We start from the raw sequence: 21,610 nt of genomic DNA, 5'->3' as shown, positions 1-21,610 counted from the left end.
CCGGGCGCGCCATCGGCTGGGCAGGCACGCCGTCGACGATCGTGTGACCGGCCAGCCCCCGCAGAACAGCCGAACGGAGCCCGGCCCGTGACCCCAGTCGAACTGTCCACGCGCCAGGTCGCGCCGGGCGGCGCGGGTGCGGTGGCGCCCGGCGACGCAGGGGCGGCAGTGCCCGGCGACATGGCAGTGCCCGCCGACATGGGCGCCGCGGCAGCGCCCGGCGACGTGGGCGCCGCGGCAGCGCCCGCCCGCGAGCCGTGGCACCGGCGCCGCCGTGTGCCGCTGTTCGCCACCGTGTGCGTGCTTCCGCTCTACGCCCTGTGGGCGGTGGCCTTGGCGACCGGTGGCGGGGATCTGGCGGCTCAGGAAGCGTGGGCCGGGTTCGCTGCACGCCACCCCGGTTCCGCGTACAACCTGTCCTGGCACGGCGGGCTGCACACCGGCGCCTACAGCCTGATCTCGCCCTATGTGATGGCGGCCTTCGGGGTGGTTCCCGTGACCGTGGCGAGCGGCCTGGTGTCCACCTGGCTGGCGGGACGGCTCTGGGCCGGCAGCGGCCTGCACCGGGCCTGCTGGCCCGCCCTGTTGGCGGGCCTGATGCTCTGGTGCCAGGCGGCCTCGGGACGCACCACATTCCTGCTGGGCGCCGCCTTCGGGCTCGCGGCGGTACGGGCGCTCGTGAGCGGGCACCGCGCCGGCGGCCACCGCGCCGGCGGTCACCGCGTGAGCGAGGACCGCGCGCGCGAGGACCGCGCGAACGGGGTCCGCGCGAACGGGCGCCGCGTGAACAGGGACCCCGCGAACGGGCGCCGCGCAAGCCGGCGCCGCATGAGCCGGCACCGCACGAGCCGGCGCCGCGGCCCGGTCATCGCCTGCTGGGCGGTGCTGGCCACGATGGCGAGCCCCGTCGCCGGGCTGTTCCTCCTGGTCGTGGGCGCGGCAGGGCTGCTGACCTCCCGTCGGGCGGCGGCGGCCGCCGCGACACTGCTGCCCCCCGCCGCCGTCCTCGGCCTGACCGCCTGGCTGTTCCCCTTCCAGGGCGAACAGCCCATGCCCTTGGTACGGCTCTGGCCCCCGCTGCTCATGGGAGTGGCCGCCGCCCTGGCGGCCCCGCGCTCCTGGCGCACGGTGAGGGCGGCCGCGGCGGTGTACGCGGTGGGAGTCGGACTGACCTATCTGTTCCCCTCGCCGGTGGGGACGAACGTCGAGCGGCTCGCCCATCTCGCGGTCCCCCCGCTCCTGCTCGCCGCCGCGCTGGCCGACGGCGTCCACCGGCGGTTCCTGACGGTGCGACGGGGTTCTCTCGCCCTCGCCCTCCTCCTCTCCGTGGCCTGGGTCGGCGGGAACACCGCGGCCCACATCGGCGACACCGCCCGGGTCCCCGCATGGGCCGCGCAGACCGGCGGGGTCGTACGCGCCCTCGAACGGCTGGGGGCGGACCGCAGCAGGGTGGAGGTGGTCATGGCACGCAGCCATCGCGAGGCGGCCGTGCTGGCGCCGTACGTCCCTCTGGCGCGCGGCTGGAACCGGCAGGCCGATGTCGAGCGCGGCCGCCTGTTCTACGAGGGAACGCTGACCGAAGCGTCGTACCGCGCCTGGCTCGACCGCTGGGCGGTGGGCTTCGTCGTGCTGCACGCCGGCCCGCTGGACGCCGCCTCGGAGCGGGAACACGCCCTGGTGGCGAGCGGCCCCGCGTACCTCCAGGCGGTGTGGCGGGACGCGAACTGGCGCGTCTACCGGGTCAGCAATCCGACGCCCTTGGTGACGGCACCCGCGTCCGTGGTGCGGTCCGACCGTGCCGAGGTGGTGGTACGGATGCCCAGGCCCGGCACCGTGACCCTGCGGATCGCCTACTCGCCGTGGCTCCGGGCGGCGGGCGGATGCCTGGCCCCGGCCGGGGCCGACGGCGGGCTGACCCGGCTGACGGTGGCCCGGCCGGGCAACGTCACGATCGGCTCCGCGTACCGCGCCGGGGACCGCCGATGCGCAGCCTGAAGGAGACCCCCGTGTCACGGCGGGAAGCCCCGGTGTCACGGCGGGAAGCCCCGGTGTCACTGTGGGCGGCACCGCTGTCGGCCCGGCTCGCGCTCGCCTGCGTCCGCCACCACCGGCTCGTCCTGCTGGTGTGGCTGCTGCTCCTGGGCGCCGGCCTGGCCGCCGTCGGCCCCGTGGTGGACCGGCTGGACCGGCAGCCCTGGAGCGTGGCCCCGCACGAGTCGGTCCGGGCGAACCGTCTGATGGACGGCGTCCGGTCGTACGGAGCGCAGATCGACGCGGTGGTGGCGGGCATGCCGGTCGCCGATCCCCGGTTCCGGCGGGAGTTGGCCTCCGCGCAACACGACCTGTCGGCGGTCCCCGGTGTGTCCTCGGTGACCGGCCCCGGCCGGAACCCCTCGGCGGTCTCGGCCGACGGCAGCGCCGCCCTGGTTTCGGTCCGCCTGGAACAGAACCTTCCCGACCGCCTGCGCAGCTCGTCCGAACAGGCCGTCGAATCCCGGTTGCGGAACATCGCCGACGCCGTCCCCGGCCTGGAGGTGACCCTCGGCGGCAGCGATCGCGCGCGCCGCGCGGTGGCGGACCAGTCGCTGGCCGACACCCGGCGCAGCGAGATGATCACACTGCCGGTGACCCTGGCGGTGGTCTATGTGCTCTTCGGCGGCCTGGTGGCCGCCTCCGTACCGGTGCTGGCGGCCGTCTGCACGGTCGGCACGGGCATGCTCTGGCTGCTCCTCCTCTCCCGCTGGTACGGCCTCACCACCCCCGCGCTCTCGACGACGACGATGGTGGGGCTGGCCCTGGCCATCGACTATTCGCTGGTGACGGTGGGGCGGTTCCGGGAGGAGCGGGCCGCGGGACACGGCGTCCCCGAGGCGGTGGTGCGGACGATGGGCACCGCGGGCCGCGCGATCCGCTTCGCCGGGCTGGTCGTGGCCGCCGCCCTGTGCGGACTGGCCGCCTTCCCCAGCGAGTTCTACGCCGCGATCGGCCTGGCCGCGGCGGGAACCGTCGCCCTCTCCCTCGCGGCGGCGCTGACCCTGACCCCGGCGCTCCTGGCGGCCTTCCCGAAGCGGATCGGGGCGTGTGCCGCGGCCCCTCACACGGACTCCGGAGGGTTCGCCCGGCTGGCCCGCCGGACCCGCCGGCACGCACCGGTCGTGGCCGTCGGCGTGGGGGTGCTGCTGCTCGCCTGCGCCATCCCCTTCCTCCGCGTCCACCTGGTCAGCCCCGTCGGGGAGCAGCAGCTCCCGCCGGGGGCGGAGGCGCGCCGCTATGCCGACGCCGTGGCCGAGCGGTTCCCCCAGCACCGCGCCGACGCGGTGGTCGTCGTGGCACGCACCGACCCGGCCCGGCTCCAGGGGTGGGCGGCCCGGTTCGCCGGCGGCCCGGACGTCGAGGCGGTCGGCACGGTTACGGCCGCCGGCCCCGGCGTCGCGGTCGTCCGCATCACCCCGCTGTCCGACTCCGCCGGCACGGCCGCCGAAGGGCTGGTCCGGCGCCTCCGGGCGGACCGGCCGCCCGACTTCCCGGTCTGGATTACCGGACGCCCCGCCCTCGACCTCGACTTCAGAGCCGAGGTCGCCGACCACGCGCCCCAGGCAGCCGCCCTGATCGCGCTGACCACCTTCGTCCTCCTCTTCCGGATGACGGGCTCGGTGCTGCTCCCGCTGAAGGCCATCGCGATGAACACCCTGTCCCTGGGCGCCTCGTTCGGCGCCCTGGTCCTGGTCTTCCAGGACGGCTGGGGCGCCCGCACGCTGGGCGTGCACACCCTGGGCGGACTGGGCTACTGGCTGCCCGTGGTGGTGTTCGCCCTGGCCTTCGGCCTGTCGATGGACTACGAGGTGTTCCTGCTCTCCCGCATCCAGGAACTCCACGACTCCGGGGTGCCCAACGACCGCGCGGTCGAGCTCGGAGTCCAGCGCTCCGCCCGCATCATCAGCTCCTCGGCCGCCTTGATGTGCATCGTCTTCACCGGTTTCGCCCTGGGCCGGCTGATCATGATGAAACAGCTGGCCGTCGCCCTGACGGTCGCCGTGGTGGTCGATGCCACCCTGGTCCGCTGCCTCCTGGTCCCGGCCACGATGACCCTCCTCCGCACGGCGAACTGGTGGTCCCCACGGGCCCTCCGCCGCACCCGCCTCAGCCCGCCGGCCCCGGCGGCCCGGCCCGCACCGGGGACCGCACCGGAGCCCGCACCGCAACGTTGACGACGTACGGCGGCACCGGTGCCGCGCCTTCAGGACCTGCGCAGACGTACGACGTCCCCCGTCCTGCCGCCGGCAAGGACGTCGATGCGGATGCCGGCGGCGGGGTCCGTGAAGGTCTGGCCGGGGGTGAAGGCCGCCATGTCGGGGCCGGTGCAGCCGGCCGGCGGGGTTGCGCCGGGGTTGCCGTTGACGATCCGGACCGGTCCCTCGCCGGTCGGGGTCGCGGAGTCGACCTTGTAGATGAGGACGCCTGCGGAGCAGGCGTCCTGGTCGGTGCCCTCCGCTCGGCGGGACTCCGCGACGTACGCCGTCGTCTCGCCGGTGCGCAGCACGGCGATCTTGGTGCCGCCGGGCCGTTCCACCGGGGTCAGGCGTACGGTGCGCCGCTGTCCGGTGGCGGCGAGGCAGGCGACCTGGTCGTCGCGGGTCCAGCCCAGCTTCCAGGAGTGCCAGCCGAGGTACTGGGGAGCGTGGCCGGCGATGTTGCCCATCACGTCCCAGCCTCCGACGTGCTGATGGGTGGCGCCGGTGAAGGAGTACAGGTCGGGCAGGCCGAAGGTGTGGCCGGTCTCGTGGGCGACGACCTTGTGGCCCCAGCGCCAGAGGTCCTGACCGAAGGTCACACCCCACTTCAGGCGGGTGCCGTCGGCGGTCACGCCGGCCGTGGCGGGGTCGTGGAGGTAGGTCGGGGAGAAGGAGATCGCGGAGGCCGCCCTGGTGGGAACGACGTAGACCATGTCGTAGTGCGAGAAGTCCGCGTACGGGTCGGCGGCGGCGATGGCGTCGCGTACGTACTTCTCGTGGGTCTCGAAGGTCAGGCCGCGCTGGAAGCCGTACGAGTCCGAGTCCGCGGGCATGCGGATCCAGCGGTGCAGGGAGGTGAGGGCGAGGCGGGAGCGGCCGTGGCTGGCCGTGCGCATCCAGTCGGCGGCCGGGGCCAGTTGGGCGGCGTACGCGTCCGTGGCGTCGGTGGCCGGGGCGTCGGGGAAGTCCACGAACAGCGTCAGGACGCGCCGGGTGCCCGTGGACGGCTGGAACCGGACGCGGTCGGTGTCGTGGCCTTCGTCGGTCCACCCGGTCCTGCCGGGGAGCGAGCAGTCGGAGGCGGGAGCAGCCGGCCGGGGCTCGGTGGAGGGGGCGACCGCGTTCGCTGTGGCGGAGGTTGTCAGGCCCGCGGCGAGGGCGAGAGCTGCGGTGATGACACCCAGGCGGGCAGGCACGGCAGGTACGGCGGAGAGGGCGGACAGGGCAGACATGGGACTCCCGTCGGAGGCGGTCCGTGACGGACGGACAGGGCAGCGGAGCGAGGCGGGGAACGGGGGTTAGGCGCGGCCTGCGGCCAGGTCCATCAGGCGGGCGAGGACGCGGCCGCCGGAGGCGGTGACGCCGTCGTGCTCCCACTCGTTGGTGACCCAGACACGGGCGGAGCCGACGGCACGCGCCGTGCGCAGGGAGAGGCCGGCGTCGACGTACATGTCGTCGTGGTAGACGACCGCGGCGAGCGGGACGTCGTTGGCGGCCAGGCGGTGAGGGTCGTAGAGCGGGGTCCAGTCGCCGCGCCGGGCCAGGAGGTCTGCGGCGTCCGCGAAGGGGCGCAGGCCCTTGATCTCCTCGAACATCCAGGGGTAGATCATCTCTCCGGTGAGCAGGAGGGGGTCGGCGTCCTCGGCGAATTCGGGGAAGCCGGCGAGTGCCCGGGAGGCCGCCCAGTCGGTGGGACCGGTTCCCTGTCCGTACAGGGTCTCCTGCATGACGGCGAACAGCGGGTTGTCGGTGAAGCCGGTCAGGGCCTCCACCTGGTGGAGGAAGGTGTCCGTCAACCGGCCGTCCTCGTCCAGGGATTCGTCGAGGAGCCAGTGGATCCGTTCGAAGCCGTCACCCATGCCGAGGGCGAGACCGAGGGTGCGCAGGCGGCGGACCGTGAGGCGGTCGCCGCCCGGCAGCCGGACGTCGTGGGCCGCGAGGAGGTCGGCGATCCTGCGGAGTCGGGGGGCGTCGTCGGGGTAGCGGGCGTACAGGTCGAGGACCCTGTCCCGCACCCGGGGGTAGGTGCGGGCGTACACGTCGTCGGCGGTCGCGGTGAAGCCGGGCAGGCCGCCGGTGACGTAGCAGGCCCGCAGCCCCTCGGGGGCCCGGGAGAGGTAGGTGAGGGTGATGAAGCCGCCGTAGCTCTGGCCGAGCGTCTCCCAGGGGGCGTCACCGCACAGTTGGCGGCGTATCAGTTCCGCGTCGGCCACGATGGCATCGGCGCGGAAGCAGGACAGGTGCGCGGCCAGTCGGGCCGGGGAGTCGAACCGGGAGGCCGTGCGGGCGGTGACCGGGGTGGAACGGCCGGTGCCGCGCTGATCGAGGAGCAGCACCCGGTGGGTTTTGAGCGCCTGGGGCAGCCAGCCCGGCGAACCCGCCGAAGGACGGGGAGCCTTGCCGCCGGGCCCGCCCTGCAGATAGAGCAGCCACGGCAGTTGTTCACCGGTGCGGGCCGGGTCGACGACCTCCCGCGCGAACACCCGGATGGTCGGACCGGCCGGGAGGGAGTGGTCCAGCGGGACGGTGAAGAAGTGATCGGTGGTGGCGTACGCCGGATTCATGACGTCAGCGTCGATCACCGCGCCCGCCGCGAAAAGCTCCCGCCGGGGCATAGCACCGTGTTATGGGGTTACGCGACATCTTGAGCAATGCAATTTCACATTACTATTTTACGGGTCACATTCCAGCTTCGGCTTCACCGGCTCCGGGAGTGACCACCCATGAACGCGCGCACCAGAACCACTCTCGCCACCGCCCTGGCGGCCGCCCTCACCCTCGGGGCCGCGGCCGGCTGCACCGGCGGACAGAAGGCGGGCGGCGACCGCAGCGGCCAGAACCCGGCAACGTCCAACAGCGGACAGGTGGTCGGCGGCACCCCGCAGAAGGGCGGCACCCTCACCGTCCTGTCCAACCAGGACTTCACCCACCTCGACCCGGCCCGCAACTGGGTGTTGGGCGACATGGACTTCGGAACCCGGCTGCTCTACCGCACCCTCGTCACCTACCGGGCGGAGCCGGGCGCCAAGGGCGGGGAACTGGTCCCCGACCTCGCCGAGGACCTCGGCGTCTCCTCCAACGGGGCCAGGACGTGGACCTTCAAGCTCAAGAAGGGCCTGAAGTACGAGGACGGCTCGCCGATCACCGCCCAGGACATCAAGTACAACGTGGAGCGGTCCTTCTCCCCCGACCTGCCCGGCGGCCCCGACTACGCGGCCCGCTACCTGGCCGGCGCCGAGGGGTACCGGGGCCCCGCTCAGGGCCGGCACCTCGACTCGGTCAGGACGCCCGACGACCACACGGTCGTCTTCGAACTCCGCAAACCCTTCGCGGAGTTCCCCTACGCGACCGTGCTGCCGACCTTCGCCCCGGTGCCCAAGGCCCAGGACAAGGGCCCGCAGTACGACAGCCGCCCGTTCTCCTCGGGCCCGTACCGGATCGAGTCGTACGACCGGGACAAGAAGCTGGTCCTGGTCCGCAACGAGCACTGGGACGCCAAGACCGACGCGGTGCGCAAGGCGTATCCGGACAAGGTGGTCGTCGTGATGGGGCTGAGGGCCAACCAGATCGACGACCGGCTCATCGCCTCGGCGGGCGTGGACGCCTCCGCCGTGTCCTGGGGCAAGCTGCGCCCCGAGAGCACCCCCAAGGTGCTGACCAAGGCCGACGTCAGGGCGCGGCTCCTGGCCGAGTCCACCACCTGCACCGAGATGGTGCAGATGAACACCGGCAGCGCGCCGTTCGACGACGTCAAGGTGCGGCAGGCAGTGCAGTACGCCCTGGACCGCGAGGGCATCGTGACCGCCTCCGGCGGGCCGGCGCTCAACGACGTGGCCACCGCCTACATGCCCGGCCCGCTCTTCGGCGGCAGCCAGCCCGACACCCTGAAGATCCCCGCCACCGGTGACGTGGAGAAGGCGAAGCAGCTGCTGAAGGAGGCGGGCAAGCCGGACGGCTTCGCCACCACCATCACCGTCTCCAACGGCGACAAGGGGACCGCCGAGTCGATCCAGCAGTCGCTGGGCCGCGCCGGGATCAAGGTCACCATCGAGACGGTGGACCCGTCCGCCTTCTACGACACCATCGGCGACACCAAGAACCGCACCGGCCTGGTCTACACCGGCTGGTGTCCCGACTACCCCTCCGGCTCCACCTTCCTGCCCTTCGTCTTCGACGGCCGCTACATCAAGGAGAAGGGCAACTCCGGGAACCACTCGCTCTTCCGCGACGAGGCGACCATGAAGCGGATGGACGAGATCGCCGCCATGACCGACGCCGCGCAGGCCGGCACGGCGTGGCGCGAACTGGACGGCCTGATCCTCGCCAAGGCCCCGGCGGTACCCGTCGTCATGGAACGCATGCCCCTGCTGCTCGGCACCAACGTGGCGGGCGCCTTCGGCCACACGTCCTTCGGCGGCCAGATCGACTACGCCACCGTCGGCCTCAAGAACCCCGCTCAGAGCACCGGCTGAAGGAACGAGGCGTGCCCCGGCTCCCTACGATCGAGGAGCCGGGGCACAGCCGTCCGCGGGCGCGCTACGACTTGGTGATCCGTACGGTCTCCCCGTACCCGTCCGCACTCAGCACGTCGATCCGGACACCTGCCGTGGCGTCGGTGAACGACTGACCGGCCCAGTACGGGGCGTCGTCCAGCGGCCGGCAGCCGGGCGCCGGCGTGGCGCCCGGCTTGGCGTCCATGACCCGGATCGGCCCTTCGCCGGTCCGCACGGAGGTGTCCACCCGGTAGATCAGCGCACCGGTCGAGCAGACGGCCGTGTCCCCTTGGACGGCCCGTCGCGACTCGACGACGTACGCGGTGGTGGGGCCGGTACGGACGACCGCCATCTTGGTGCCGGACCCGTACTCGACTGCAGTGAGGTACACGGTGTCACTGCCTGCCGAGGCCCGGCAGACTACCTGATCGTCCCGGGTCCAGCCCAGCTTCCAGGAGTGCCAGGCGAAGTACTGCGACCCGGCCCCTCCGATCAGGCCCATCACGTCCCACCCGCCCACGAAGCGGTGGGCATCGGTGCCCGCAGCGAAGGCGTACAGGTCGGGCAGCCCGAAGGCGTGGCCGGTTTCGTGGGCCACCAACTTCCTGCCCCAGTGCCACATGTCCTGGCCGAAGGTCACCGCCCACCTGATCCTCCTGCCGTCGGCGACGACGCCCGCCGTTCCGGGGTCGTACACATAGGTGGGGGTGAAGGAGACCGCCGACGCGTTCTTCGTCGCCACGACGTAGACCATGTCGTACGGGGAGAAGTCCACGTGGGGATCGGCCGCCGCGACCGCGTCCTTCAGGTACGCCTCGTGCAACTCGTGCGTCAGCCCGCGCGCGTAGCCGTAGTCGGTGGAGCGGTGCGGCATCCTCACCCAGCGCGGGTGCTGGGTGATGGCGAGCCACGCCTTGCCGTAGGAGGCGTTCCACAGCCAGTCAGCGCCGGGCGTGAGCTGTGCCGCGTCCTGGGCCGGGGTTTCCGTCGCCGGCGCGTCCGGGAAGTCCACGAAGATCATGGCAACCCTGACGGTTCCCACCGGGCGCTTGAACACGGAGTAGTCCGTGTCGCGCCCTTCGTCCGTCCAGCCGGTGGTGCCGCGCAGCGCGCAGGACGACACGCTGTCGGCGGCCACGGCAGCGCGGGCGGGAGGCGCGCCGAGGAGGAGGAGCGGGAACAGGGCGGCGAAAAGCAACGCCGAGACAGCCGACCGAACGGTTTTCGACGGGAGATGTGGGGCTCTCACGTGATCGCACCTTCCATGAACGATGAACGGCGTGTGACATTTCACATAAGACTGTCGACGCACGCCCCTGTCCGAAAGCTGTCGTCGGTCCATAACATCCGCGCCATGGATCTGGAGATACGGCACCTGCGGGTGGTACGTGCGATCGCCGAGGAGGGGAGCCTCACCCGGGCGGCCACCGCACTCCACATGACGCAGCCGGGCCTCAGCGCCCAACTGCGCCGCATCGAAACCATGCTGGGCGGCACCCTGTTCGACCGGCGGCAGGAGGGCACGGTCCCCACGCCCTTCGGTGAGCTGGTACTCGGCCGGGCCCGCGCCATCCTGCCGGGCATCGACGGGCTGCTCGCCGACACGGCCCGCGCCGCCCGGCGCATGTCGGCCGCGGACCGGATCCGCATCGGCTCGGTCGGCGCTCCGCTGCTCGGCCATCTCCTCCTGGCCGTGAAGGCGTTCCTGCCCGAGGCCGACCTGACCTCCCGCTGCCAGTACTCCCCCTTCGCCCTGCTCGACGACCTCGCCGCGGGCCGGCTGGAAGCGGCGGTGCTCGGCGACCACCCGGACGAACAGCTGCCGCAGCGGGACGGCGTGACCCTCCACCCGATCGCCACCGAGCCGGTCTTCGCCCTCCTGCCGGCGACCCACCCCCTCGCCGCGCACGACGAGGTCTCACTGCCCGAACTCCTCGACGAGGACTGGGCGGTGCCCCGCCCCGACGGCGACCGCACCCGCGAATACTGGGCGTCGGTCTGCGCCCTGACGGGCCGCACCCCCTCCGCCCCCTACGAAGCGGAAGGCCGGCAACTGATCGAAATCATCCGAGCGGGCCTGGCCGTCAGCCTCTGCCAGGCCACCTTCATCGAGACCCCCGGCATCGCGATCCGCCCCCTGACCGGAAACCCCCTGTGGTACCGCCACCTCCTGGCCTGGCGCCAGGACGGCCCCCTCACGTCCTACGAAACGGAAATCCTCCGCCGAGTCACCACCGGCTACCAGACCACCTGCACATCCAGCCCCGCATACACCCACTGGCAGCACCTGAACCCGACCACGCCCGGCCGCCAACGGCCCCACCCCTGACCGCCGCCCGCCCACTCCCTGGCCAGGGCGTGGCAGCAGGTTCCAGACGGGAGTCAACGCATTCCGGACGTCTGGTCGGAGGCGGGAGTACGCGTCGACGGCACCGGGTCCGGTGCGGCCACGCTCCACGAATTGCCCTATTCAGCGCTGAGGTCCCTCGACCTGGATCGAGGTTCGTGCCCTGGCTGCTTGATCCATAGCTGCCATAGGATGACGAGGACAATCTCAGCGGCCCGCCGGGCTTCCGCTCCACCTCCGTGGAACCGAAGGACATGCCCCCACCCGCACGAGCTACTCCGTGCTGCCTGGGGGCGATTTCTTGCTGTTCCGTGAGTCCGCGGCGTCCTTGGCCAACCGCACCCGTCTCGAAGGACGGCTGGCGGAACTCCTGAGCGAGAACTTCCTCCACAGGCACGGCTACAAGCCCCACGTTGCGGAGGTCCGGTCCTGGGAGCGCAGCATCCCCGCCCTCACGCACGCCTTGGTCGAAGCGGGTCTCGGTGAGGTCGAGATGCTGCTGGAGTACGGGCTGCCGCTGACCAGCAAGCGCGCGGACGTGATATTGGCCGGGGTGCATCCGGCCTCCGGCGATCCGTCGTACGTCGTTGTGGAACTCAAGCAATGGAGCGAGGCTCACCCGGAGGAGGACGATCCGCTGCGGTGCCGCGTGCCCTCCTACCCGGATCCCGTCCTCAACCCCATCGAGCAGGTGCGGGGCTACTGCGACTACCTGGTCTCGTTCAACGGGGCTCTCGAGCGGAACCCTGCATCCGTCACCGGTGTGGCCTTCCTGCACAACGCGACCGAGTTCGGGGTGGCGGGACTACGCGAGGTCGAGGAGGACCACCGGGGCCGTATGTTCACCGGCGACCAGCGCGGCGCATTCCTGGACTACCTGCGCTCTAGGCTGGCCGCGAAGCCGGGTGCCGCCGCTGCCGACGACCTCTTGCAGGCCAGGGTGCGGCCGTCCAAGCAGTTGATGGCCGTGGCTGCCGAAGAGGTCCGTGACCGGGAGCAGTTCGTGCTTCTGGACGAGCAGCGGCTCGCCTACGAGACGGTGATGGCAGCGGTCCGCAAGGCCCGTCGGTCCAACCGCAAGCAGGTGGTTGTCGTCACCGGGGGACCCGGCTCCGGCAAGAGCGTGATCGCCCTGTCCGTGCTCGGCGACCTGTACCGGCGCGGTGTGCCTGCACTCCACGCGACCGGGTCACAGTCGTTCACCAAGACGATGCGCAAGGTCGCGGGTGCGCGCAAGCCGGAGGTTCAGCGCCTGTTCCGGTACTTCAACAGCTTCATGGAGGCCGAGCCCAACGACATCGATGTGCTCGTGTGCGACGAGGCACACCGTCTCCGCAAGACCTCCGCCAACCGCTACACCAAGGCCGCCCTGCGTAGCGGGCGGCCGCAGGTCGCCGAGCTGATCGACGCGGCCCGGGTTCCGGTGTTCCTGCTCGACCAGCACCAGGTGGTGCGTCCGGGCGAGATGGGGACGGTCGAGCAGATCCGACAGGCCGCGGCCGAACAGGAGGTTGACTGCACGCTGGTGGAGCTGGACAGTCAGTTCCGCTGCGGGGGAAGCGACGCTTATCTGCGCTGGGTGACCAGTCTCTTGAGGCTGGAGGGCGACGGGCCGGTCGTATGGGAGCCGGACGGCAAGGTGCAGCTGCTGACGGTGGACAGCCCGCGAGCGCTCGAGGAGTTCCTGAGCGACAAGCGGGCCCACGGGTACGGCGCCCGGCTCTCCGCCGGCTACTGCTGGAAGTGGACCACGAAGATCACTCCCGGGATGACCGCGCTGCCCTCGGACGTGGTGATCGGCGACTGGTCGAAACCGTGGAACCTGTACGGAGACCGATCCCTTCTGGGCGCGCCACCGGCCCCGCTCTGGGCGACCGATCCCGCGGGCTTCGACCAGGTCGGGTGCGTGTACACGGCGCAGGGCTTCGAGTACGACTGGTCGGGCGTGATCATGGGACCGGACCTGGTCTGGCGGACCGACCGGTGGGTGGTGGACCGCTCGGCGTCGAAAGACCCCTCGTTCACCAAGGCAACACCGGACGACGACGTCGACCGGCTCGTCCGCAACACCTACAAGGTACTGCTGACCCGGGGCATGATCGGAACGGTCGTCTACTCGACGGACCCTGAAACGCGTGAGAAGCTCCGCTCGCTTATTTCCTGAGCTACGGCACCGGTCGACGGATAGCATGACCTCGCTGCGCACCTTCCCGGAGGGTACGAGGCTGTGGTTCATGCGTGAAGCCGAACAGGCCGTGAGTGACGAATGGTTGTGCCCGTCGTGTGGCGACACACGACGTGAGCGTGGCTGCCCGCAGGGCGCCCCCTGCCATTCAGATCTCACCAACCTGGAAGGCCGACATGAGCATCGTCGAGTACAAGCCTGCGCGTCGTGAACGGATTCGCGAAATCCTGATCGACATCGCTGTTGGAGTTGTCTCCAGCCTTCTGGCGACGGCCTTGACTGCGGTGGCGGACCTGCTCTTCTGACGCAGGTACGTGGCGGGCCCGGAGAGCCCGCCACTCCACTGCCCGATGCCCGGTGTCAGAACAGTCGAAGGTCGGGACCCGACGACTTCCGACGCTTCCGGCTACGCCTCCCGTTCGCCCGCGGCAGGTGCGGTGGGCGAGCCTCTTTCGGAAGATTCCACCGAGTGGGGCGAAGCCCGTGAATCTCCACCTGGCCCGCCAGGCCCTTCAGGTAGGCGCGGGTCTCCTCGTCCGTGGAGTACAGCACCGTCGCACGGCTCGCCCGGGTCAGCAGCACGTGGTACGCCTGGCGGACGAGCCGCGCGAAGTCGTCGTCGTCCACACTGGAGGCGCTGACCTTCGGGTCGAACGAACCGGGCAGATCGACACGCTTGATGTCCGAATCCGGGCCTTCCTTGCGCTCCTTGCCTCGGCGGAACACCCACTCATCACCACGCCGCACCATGTCCTCACCCATGATCACGCCGCACCAGTCCCATTCCAGGCCCTGTGCCGTGTAGACGCAGCCGATCTGACCGAGGCCGTTGGCGTGGACGGACCAGATGTCCGACGGCGGCACCCCGTCAGCGCAGAAGCTTTCGCTCTTCGCGTTCCAGGGCCTATGCCATTCACCGATCCGGACATCTGCCTCCAGTCGCTTCTCCTCACCCACCGGGTCCGTCCAAGGCCAGCAGTAGCCCGCAACCATGCGCGCGGACGCGCCGGCCTCGGCCTCCGTCCGGATGATCCGTTCGAGCTCCTCCGGGGTGTCCGCGACCTCGACATGCATCAGTCCGTCCGGCCTCCAGAGCTCTGGCACGTCGTCCGTCACGCCGAGTACGGCGCGCACCCAGCGGATGTAGGAACCACTGCCACCGCACCGGAACTGCTCGCGCAGGCGATACTCGAGCAGGTCAGCGCCGTGGCGCTCGGCCGCGTCCTTGATCAGCTGGACGGTGCCGACTTCCTTCGGACGCACGGACTGTCCTTCGTCCAGGAAGAACACCGTCAGGCGTGACGCGTCGAGCAGCTCGTCCACCTGCGGCCCCTTCCCCCACTTCTCCCGCTCTTCCGGCGTCCAGAACCGATTCGTCGAACGGTCGCGCAGGCGATGCGCCTCGTCGCAGATCAGAACGTCCAGCGGGGGGACCGGGGTGTCGACGAAGTTGCTGAAGTAGGCGAACGTCTCCTTGAACTCCCTGTCCCCGTAACCGACGTGCTCCTGAATGGCCGCATTGAAAGCCCTGCTTCCGCTGGCGTACTTCACGGTCCGGCCCTGTGCCTCCAGCTTCGCCTTGATCTGCAGGCCGATGGCACTCTTGCCCGTACCGGCGCCACCTGTCACCAGGAAGATCACGCGCCTCTCGTCCGGAACCAGGGCGGGCTGCTCGGGGCCGGGAAGGACCTTGGACGCCGCGTCCAGGATCTGGTCCGCAACCACCTTCTGCCGTCCGCGCAGGGTAAATACGGTGTCGTCACCTCGGGACCAGTTCATGGCGTCGAGCAGCGGTGTATTGCGCAACCCCATGGTCCGCAGCATGGTCTCGGCCTCCGAGGCCCCGCCCACGGCGGCGAAGCTCTCCCTGAGGTCGTCTAGGAACTGAGCGCGCCGGTCGGCCGTGTACACACGGGCGTACGCGCCCGTCGGTGCGTCAACACCGATCAACGGACGTACGGAGTCGTCCGTGGCGTTGTGGAGGTAGGCGAAACCCCCGCACTCGAATGCGGAGTTCTCGAAGGGACCCCTGCTGCTCGTGAACGCCTCGTAGTACTCACGCAGCTGCAGCGCCGGATGCTTCTTGTCGCCCATACCCGGCACGTGCACCAGTTCCGCGGTGGCCCGTTCGATCCTGGTCACCGTCGACCAGCGCTTCAATTCGACGAGCTGTACGGACGGCCGGTCCTCGTGCGGATGCCGGCCGACCAGGACTACGTCGACGAGCCGGGGATTCGGACGGTCGGATTCGTCGAGCGTGGCAGCGCACTCGACCACCATCTCCACGTTCCCGCGATCGGCGGCGACCAGGTCGTTCGCAAGACTGATCAGACTCTCCGCCCAGGCGGAGCGCTCGGTGACCGAGGCGTCAGAGCCGCGGAAGTACCGCCAGCGCGCAGCGAGGTGCGACACCATGTGGCGGCGCCTGTGCAGAGCGAGCAGATCCTGCGCCGAGAGCTTCAGCAGGAGCATGGACACGAGGTGGTTCCCCCAGGGCACGAGTAGCTCGTGCGGGTGGGGACATGTCCTCGCGAGGAAGTCCGTCGGGCCGCAATCGGTATCGGTGATCTTAGAGAAGGGGTCGCCCGCCGAGGAACGCCGGGCTACGACCCTCGGCCGAAACGTACGGACATCGTGGCCGGATCAACCCCGGGTCACCAGAGGTCCGCTGCCCGCTTCCTCACAGCTGCCTCGGACGTCGGCCGTTGGGATCTCCGAAGAGCCTCTACTGCCGGATGGCCGAGCCCAGCAGCTCTTCAGTGCGAAGCGCCAACCGTGGCCGGAACCCTTGAATGCCGTCCACGTCATGCACAGCAGAGCAGCAGGCGGCACCGCCCTTCACATGAGGACGACCGGTTCTCCGAGACGTCCGGTGCCTCGGAGAACACCGCCTGGTCCAAATGCCCGTCCGGCGTGTGGGTCGTGCCTCATCCTGCAGACTTTGCCGTCCAACATGACGACGCCCCATCAGAACGTGCGTCAAACGTGCGTCATGAGCGTCGAATCTGCGTCGCCCTTAACGCTCACAATGCACACTGCCTAACGTGCAGGTCAGAGGCCCTTTGCGATCGGTTCCAGGATCGCCACGCACTCCACGTGGTGGGTCATCGGGAAGAGGTCGAATACGCGGAGGGTGCGGACCTTGTAGCCGTTTTCCTTGAAGTAGCCGAGGTCGCGGGCCAGGGCCGCCGGGTCGCAGGCCACGTAGGCGATGCGGCGGGCCGAGAGGCCGGCGAGGTGGCGGACCGTCTGCTTGCCCGCGCCCGCGCGCGGCGGGTCCAGGACGATCAGGTCGCACTCGGTGATGCCCGTACGCGGCAGGATCTGCTCGACCTTGCCCTGCTCGATGCGGACCCGGGGCAGGTCGGCCAGGTTGTGGCGGGCGTCCTCGACCGCGCGCTTGGTGGACTCGATGCCCAGCACCGCGCCCGAGTCGCCGAGGCGCTCGGCCAGGGCGCCGGCGAAGATGCCGACGCCGCAGTAGAGGTCCAGGGCCATCTCGCCCTTGCGCGGCATCAGGCCCTGCATCACGGCCTTGACCAGGGTGTCGGCGGCCTGCGGGTGGACCTGCCAGAAGCCGCCCATGCCGACCCGGTACGTGCGGCCGTCCGCGCGCTCGCGCACGAAGGGGCGGCCGTGGACGCGGTGGACGCCGCCGTCCTTCTCCTCCACGCGCAGGACCGAGACCGGCTTGTCGAGTTCGACGAGCGGGAGGCGGCCGCCGGGGCGGGGGGTGAGGACGACCTGGCGGTCGCCGGAGCCGGAGGCGGCGATGGCCTCGACGGTGGCCATCTGGGGCCAGTCCTGCTTCTCGATGCCCAGCTCGCTGACGCCCGGGGCGGCGATCATGCAGTGGTCGATCAGCTCGATGTCGTGCGAGCGGTGCTTGCGCAGGCCGATGCGGCCGTCCTCGTCCACCGCGTACTGCACGCGGGTGCGCCACTGCGGGACCTGCCCGGCGGGCAGCTTGTCGCCCTCGGCGGGCATGACCGTGCCGTCCCAGCCGGCCTCTTCCGGGGTGAGCCCGGCGAGCCGCTGAAGCTGCTCGGCGACGACCTCGCCCTTGAGCCGGCGCTGGGCGCCGGGCTTGGCGTGCTGCCAGTCGCAGCCGCCGCACTTGCCGGGGCCGGCGTACGGACAGGGGGCCTCGACCCGGTCCTTGGACGCCGTGAGGACGGTGACCGCGTCCGCGCGCAGGAAGCGGGAGTCCTCCTCGCCCTCGGTCACGCGGGCGAGGACCTTCTCGCCGGGGAGGGCGTGGCGGACGAAGAGGACCCGGCCCTCCGCGGTGCGGGCGATGCAGTGTCCGCCGTGCGCGACGGGGCCGACCTCGACCTCGTACTCCTCCCCGACCAGTGACTGCTTCTCGTTCTGCTCGGCGCTCGTCATGGTGGGGAGACTCCAAAAACCTGAAAAGGGGAACGGCCGGACGACCGACCCACCAGTTTACGTGGATCTCGTCCCGCCGTTCACCAACCCTGTCACGTGACCGAGCCTGTCACCTCACCGACCCTGTCACGGGACCGAACTTGTCACGTTCCCCAGCCCGGTCGGGTCCCCAGCCCAGTCAGCGCCCCGGTCGGGTCAGTGCCCCGGTCAGGGTTTCGACGCGGGGTCCTTCGGGCGTGCGGCGTTCACCGGGCCGCGGCGTACCGCGCCCGGGGCGTTCCACTCCTGGCGCTTCTTCGCCCGCTTCTTGGCGATCTCCGAGGACTCCAGCTGGTAGGGCACCGAGGTGACCATCACGCCGGGGGTGAAGAGCAGCCGGCCCTTGAGCCGCAGTGCGCTCTGGTTGTGCAGCAGGTGCTCGTACCAGCGGCCGACCACGTACTCGGGGATGTAGACGCTCACCGCGTCGCGCGGGTTCTCGCTGCGCAGCCCCTTGACGTACTCGACGACCGGCCTGGTGATCTCGCGGTACGGCGAGTCGAGGATCTTCAGCGGGACGTTGATCCCGCGCCGCTCCCACTCGGTGCGCAGCGCCTTGGTCTCGGCGGCGTCGACGCTGATGCTGAGTGCTTCGAGGGTGTCCGAGCGGGTCAGCTTGGCGAAGGCGAGGGCCCGCAGGGTGGGCTTGTGGATCTTGGAGACCAGCACGATCGAGTGGACGCGGGAAGGGCGGACGCTGTCGTCGGAGGGGCCCTCGGCGGCGGCGATCTCCTCCGAGACCCGGTCGTAGTGCTTCCGGATCGCGGTCATGGTGGCGTAGAAGATCAGCATGCCGAGCAGGGCCACCCACGCTCCGTGGGTGAACTTGGTGGCGAGGACGACGACCAGGACCAGGCCGGTGAAGAAGGCGCCGAAGGTGTTGATGGCCCGGGAGCGGATCATCCTGCGGCGCGCGGCCGTGTCCCGTTCGGTCTTCAGGTGCCGGTTCCAGTGCCGGACCATGCCGATCTGGCTCAGCGTGAAGGAGACGAACACGCCGACGATGTAGAGCTGGATCAGCTTGGTGGAGTCGGCGTCGTAGACCCACACCAGCAGTATGGCGGCGCCGGCCAGCAGCACGATGCCGTTGGAGAAGGCCAGCCGGTCGCCGCGGGTGTGCAGCTGGCGCGGCAGGTAGCGGTCCTGGGCGAGGATCGAGCCGAGCAGCGGGAAGCCGTTGTAGGCCGTGTTGGCGGCGAGGAACAGCACCAGCGCGGTGGCGGCGGCGAGCAGGATGAACAGGAAGCTGCCGGGGCCGAAGACCGCCTCGGCGACCTGGGAGATGACCGGGTGCTGGACGTAGGAGTCGCCGACCGGGGTGCCGTCGCGCAGCAGGTCGGCGGCCGGGTTCTCGGCCATCCGTACGTTGGTGGCCATGGCCAGCCCGATGATGCCGCAGAACATGGTGACGGCGAGGCCGCCCATCAGGGCCAGGGTGGTGGCCGCGTTCTTGCTCTTGGGCTTGCGGAAGGCGGGTACGCCGTTGCTGATGGCCTCGACGCCGGTGAGGGCGGCACAGCCGGAGGAGAAGGCCCGCAGCAGCAGGAAGACCAGGGCGAAGCCGGCCAGTCCCTGGTGCTCGGGTTTGATCTCCAGGTCGGCGGTGGGGGCCGACATGGTCTGGTCCATGACCATACCGCGCCAGGCACCCCAGGCGATCATGATGAAAACGGCGGCGACGAACACATACGTCGGGATCGCGAAGAGCTTGCCCGATTCCTTCACTCCGCGCAGATTCATCAGCGTCAGGAGAAGGATCATGACGATCGCCGAGAGCACCTTGTGCTCGATGACGAAATCCACGGCGGAGCCGAGATTCTCGACGCCCGAGGAGATCGATACGGCGACGGTCAGGACGTAGTCGACGAGCAGGGCGCTGGCGACGGTGAGGCCGGCCTTGGGCCCGAGGTTGGTGTTGGCGACCTCGTAGTCGCCGCCGCCGCTGGGGTACGCGTGGACGTTCTGCCGGTAGGACGCCACGACGGTGAACATCAGGACAACGACCGCGGCCGCGATCCAGGGGCTGAATTGGTACGCCGACACACCCGCGATCGAAAGGACCAGCAGAACCTCGCCCGGGGCATATGCCACGGAGGAGAGCGGGTCGGAAGCGAAGACGGGAAGGGCGATCCGCTTGGGAAGGAGTGTTTCCCCGAGGCGGTCGCTGCGCAGCGCCCGGCCGATCAGGATCCGTTTGGGCACGTCGGTCAGTTTGGACACGCAGAGGATGTTAAGCGTTCGAAAAGACCGCTGCCCAACCACCACCCCCGCCGCGGGCCAATTACGCACCACTGCGCGGTTACGGACCACACGGGCGACCACCCGTGTGTAGCTTGGGCCATGGTCTGAGACCCTGTGAAGCCTGAGCGTGAATGAGGCTGGAGAGAACAACAGCCGCTGACAGCCGGAAGGACGGCCGTGCACATCGTCATTATGGGCTGCGGAAGAGTGGGCTCCGCCCTCGCGCAGACCTTGGAGCAGCAGGGGCATACGGTCGCGGTGATCGACCAGGACCCCACCGCGTTCCGTCGGCTGGGAGCGGGATTCGGCGGCCGCCGGGTCACCGGAGTCGGCTTCGACCAGGACACACTTCGCGAGGCCGGAATCGAGGAGGCGGGCGCCTTCGCCGCCGTCTCCAGTGGTGACAATTCCAACATCATCGCCGCCCGCGTGGCCCGCGAGATGTTCGGTGTGGAGAACGTCGCCGCCCGCATCTACGACCCCAAGCGCGCCGAGGTCTACCAGCGACTGGGCATCCCGACCGTGGCGACCGTACGGTGGACCGCCGACCAGATGCTGCGCCGGCTGCTGCCCTCGGGCGCGGAGCCGCTGTGGCGCGACCCGAGCGGCGGTGTGCAGCTCGCCGAGGTGCACACCTCCCACGCCTGGATCGGGCACAAGGTCAGCCGGCTTCAGGACGAGACCGGCGTCCGCGTCGCGTTCCTCACGCGGCTGGGCGAGGCGATGCTGCCGACCTCCCAGACCGTGCTGCAGGAGGGCGACCTGGTCCACGTGATGATGCGGACGGACGAGATCGCCAAGGTGGAGGAAGCCTTCGCCGAGGGGCCCGAGGAGGCACACGCATGAGGGTCGCGATCGCCGGAGCCGGAGCCGTCGGCCGCTCCATCGCGGGTGAACTGCTGGAGAACGGCCACGAGGTGCTGCTGGTCGACAAGGCGCCGACGGCCATCTCGGTGGAGCGGGTGCCGCAGGCGGAGTGGCTGCTGGCCGACGCCTGTGAGATCACCTCGCTGGACGAGGCGGCGCTCCAGCGCTGCAACGTGGTCATCGCAGCGACGGGCGACGACAAGGTGAACCTGGTCGTCTCCCTGCTCGCGAAGACCGAGTACGGCGTCCCGCGCGTCGTCGCCCGGGTCAACAACCCGAAGAACGAATGGCTCTTCAACGAGTCCTGGGGCGTGGACGTCGCCGTCTCCACCCCGCGCCTGATGTCGGCGCTGGTCGAGGAGGCGGTGAGCGTCGGCGACCTGGTCCGGCTGCTGCGCTTCAGCCACGGCGACGCCAACCTGGTCGAGCTGACGCTGCCGCCCGAGTCCTCCGTGACCGGCACTCAGATCAGCGAGATCGAGTGGCCGGAGGACACTTCGCTGGTGACGATCATCCGGGGCAACCGGGTGCTCACGCCGAGCCCGGAGGAGACGCTGGAGGCGGGCGACGAGCTGCTGTTCGTGGCCGCGCAGGCGCGCGAGGAGCAGCTGGAGGACCTCCTCCAGGCCCGCCGCTAGGCAAAGGCCCGCCGCGCACGACGTGCAGCGAAAGCACGACGTGCAGCGAAAAAGGGGGGCGGGGGGGCGGGGGGGGGGCCCCCCCCCCCCCGGCCGGGGGGGGGGGGGCCGGCCGCCGGCCCCCCCGCGGCCCCCCCCCCGGGCGGGCGGGGGGGGGGCGGCCCCGCCCACCAAGGCGC

Annotated in this window: 14 protein-coding genes; 8 read left to right on the top strand and 6 right to left on the bottom strand. The window is 70.6% G+C overall.

Annotated elements, in window-relative coordinates:
- Positions 1-198 precede the first annotated feature (198 nt).
- Together AB0447_RS08675 and AB0447_RS08670 are read left to right on the top strand one after the other, a co-directional pair.
- Positions 199-1,995: a hypothetical protein gene (locus AB0447_RS08675; protein ID WP_366476002.1), complete on the top strand. Its 1,797-nt coding sequence runs from the start codon at positions 199-201 to the stop codon at positions 1,993-1,995.
- Between the two features lie 11 nt (positions 1,996-2,006).
- Positions 2,007-4,208 carry an MMPL family transporter gene (locus AB0447_RS08670; protein WP_366475822.1) on the top strand — a complete coding sequence of 734 codons (2,202 nt, stop codon included), beginning with the start codon at positions 2,007-2,009 and terminating at the stop codon, positions 4,206-4,208.
- Positions 4,209-4,237: 29 nt separating this feature from the next.
- Here AB0447_RS08670 and AB0447_RS08665 read toward each other — a convergent pair whose 3' ends face one another.
- A complete protein-coding gene (locus AB0447_RS08665; protein WP_366475821.1) occupies positions 4,238-5,464 on the bottom strand; it encodes a M6 family metalloprotease domain-containing protein in 1,227 nt (408 codons plus the stop codon).
- Between the two features lie 66 nt (positions 5,465-5,530).
- Positions 5,531-6,796, bottom strand: a complete 1,266-nt coding sequence (locus AB0447_RS08660; protein WP_366476001.1) for an alpha/beta fold hydrolase — start codon at positions 6,794-6,796, stop codon at positions 5,531-5,533.
- Positions 6,797-6,955: 159 nt separating this feature from the next.
- On the opposite strand from AB0447_RS08660, the gene AB0447_RS08655 reads away from it, so the two are divergent.
- Positions 6,956-8,704, top strand: a complete 1,749-nt coding sequence (locus AB0447_RS08655) for an ABC transporter substrate-binding protein (RefSeq protein WP_366475820.1) — start codon at positions 6,956-6,958, stop codon at positions 8,702-8,704.
- A gap of 64 nt (positions 8,705-8,768) precedes the next feature.
- Here AB0447_RS08655 and AB0447_RS08650 read toward each other — a convergent pair whose 3' ends face one another.
- Positions 8,769-9,923: a M6 family metalloprotease domain-containing protein gene (locus tag AB0447_RS08650; RefSeq protein WP_366475819.1), complete on the bottom strand. Its 1,155-nt coding sequence runs from the start codon at positions 9,921-9,923 to the stop codon at positions 8,769-8,771.
- A 156-nt stretch (positions 9,924-10,079) separates the two neighbouring features.
- Here AB0447_RS08650 and AB0447_RS08645 point away from each other — a divergent pair, with 156 nt between their 5' ends.
- The 3 genes from AB0447_RS08645 to AB0447_RS08635 all read left to right on the top strand — a co-directional run bounded on the left by AB0447_RS08645 (position 10,080) and on the right by AB0447_RS08635 (position 13,562).
- Positions 10,080-11,054 (top strand): LysR family transcriptional regulator, encoded by a 975-nt coding sequence (locus AB0447_RS08645; protein ID WP_366475818.1) that lies wholly within the window; start codon positions 10,080-10,082, stop codon positions 11,052-11,054.
- 319 nt (positions 11,055-11,373) lie between these two features.
- Complete coding sequence (locus AB0447_RS08640) at positions 11,374-13,236, top strand: DUF2075 domain-containing protein (protein ID WP_366475817.1); 1,863 nt, start codon at positions 11,374-11,376, stop codon at positions 13,234-13,236.
- Between the two features lie 197 nt (positions 13,237-13,433).
- Positions 13,434-13,562, top strand: coding sequence for a DUF6408 family protein (locus AB0447_RS08635; RefSeq protein WP_366475816.1), 129 nt, complete (start codon positions 13,434-13,436; stop codon positions 13,560-13,562).
- Positions 13,563-13,617: 55 nt separating this feature from the next.
- Here AB0447_RS08635 and AB0447_RS08630 read toward each other — a convergent pair whose 3' ends face one another.
- The 3 genes from AB0447_RS08630 to AB0447_RS08620 all read right to left on the bottom strand — a co-directional run bounded on the left by AB0447_RS08630 (position 13,618) and on the right by AB0447_RS08620 (position 19,905).
- Positions 13,618-15,729, bottom strand: coding sequence for a DUF2075 domain-containing protein (locus AB0447_RS08630; RefSeq protein ID WP_366476000.1), 2,112 nt, complete (start codon positions 15,727-15,729; stop codon positions 13,618-13,620).
- A gap of 579 nt (positions 15,730-16,308) precedes the next feature.
- Complete coding sequence (locus tag AB0447_RS08625) at positions 16,309-17,646, bottom strand: class I SAM-dependent RNA methyltransferase (protein ID WP_366475815.1); 1,338 nt, start codon at positions 17,644-17,646, stop codon at positions 16,309-16,311.
- Between the two features lie 207 nt (positions 17,647-17,853).
- The gene (locus AB0447_RS08620; protein WP_366475814.1) at positions 17,854-19,905 is read right to left on the bottom strand and encodes an APC family permease; all 2,052 of its coding nucleotides are present in this window, start codon (positions 19,903-19,905) and stop codon (positions 17,854-17,856) included.
- Between the two features lie 198 nt (positions 19,906-20,103).
- Here AB0447_RS08620 and AB0447_RS08615 point away from each other — a divergent pair, with 198 nt between their 5' ends.
- Both AB0447_RS08615 and AB0447_RS08610 read left to right on the top strand, forming a co-directional pair.
- Positions 20,104-20,772, top strand: coding sequence for a TrkA family potassium uptake protein (locus AB0447_RS08615; protein ID WP_366475813.1), 669 nt, complete (start codon positions 20,104-20,106; stop codon positions 20,770-20,772).
- On the top strand, positions 20,769-21,431 hold the full coding sequence (locus AB0447_RS08610; RefSeq protein WP_351309362.1) for a TrkA family potassium uptake protein: 663 nt from the start codon (positions 20,769-20,771) through the stop codon (positions 21,429-21,431). The genes AB0447_RS08615 and AB0447_RS08610 overlap by 4 nt, the downstream gene beginning before the upstream one ends.
- Positions 21,432-21,610: the final 179 nt, after the last annotated feature.

It is taken from the genome of Streptomyces sp. NPDC051211, assembly GCF_040689505.1.
Classification (GTDB): Bacteria; Actinomycetota; Actinomycetes; order Streptomycetales; family Streptomycetaceae; genus Streptomyces.
This window is presented reverse-complemented; position numbering and strand designations above follow the sequence as displayed.

Excerpts from the sequence above, each read along its gene's own strand:
- AB0447_RS08675 (WP_366476002.1), top strand. The coding sequence starts at position 199 with ATGGGCGCCGCGGCAGCGCCCGGCGACGTGGGCGCCGCGGCAGCGCCC.
- AB0447_RS08665 (WP_366475821.1), bottom strand. The coding sequence starts at position 5,464 with ATGTCTGCCCTGTCCGCCCTCTCCGCCGTACCTGCCGTGCCTGCCCGC.
- AB0447_RS08660 (WP_366476001.1), bottom strand. The coding sequence starts at position 6,796 with ATGAATCCGGCGTACGCCACCACCGATCACTTCTTCACCGTCCCGCTG.
- AB0447_RS08655 (WP_366475820.1), top strand. The coding sequence starts at position 6,956 with ATGAACGCGCGCACCAGAACCACTCTCGCCACCGCCCTGGCGGCCGCC.
- AB0447_RS08645 (WP_366475818.1), top strand. The coding sequence starts at position 10,080 with ATGGATCTGGAGATACGGCACCTGCGGGTGGTACGTGCGATCGCCGAG.
- AB0447_RS08635 (WP_366475816.1), top strand. The coding sequence starts at position 13,434 with ATGAGCATCGTCGAGTACAAGCCTGCGCGTCGTGAACGGATTCGCGAA.
- AB0447_RS08630 (WP_366476000.1), bottom strand. The coding sequence starts at position 15,729 with ATGCTCCTGCTGAAGCTCTCGGCGCAGGATCTGCTCGCTCTGCACAGG.
- AB0447_RS08625 (WP_366475815.1), bottom strand. The coding sequence starts at position 17,646 with ATGACGAGCGCCGAGCAGAACGAGAAGCAGTCACTGGTCGGGGAGGAG.
- AB0447_RS08610 (WP_351309362.1), top strand. The coding sequence starts at position 20,769 with ATGAGGGTCGCGATCGCCGGAGCCGGAGCCGTCGGCCGCTCCATCGCG.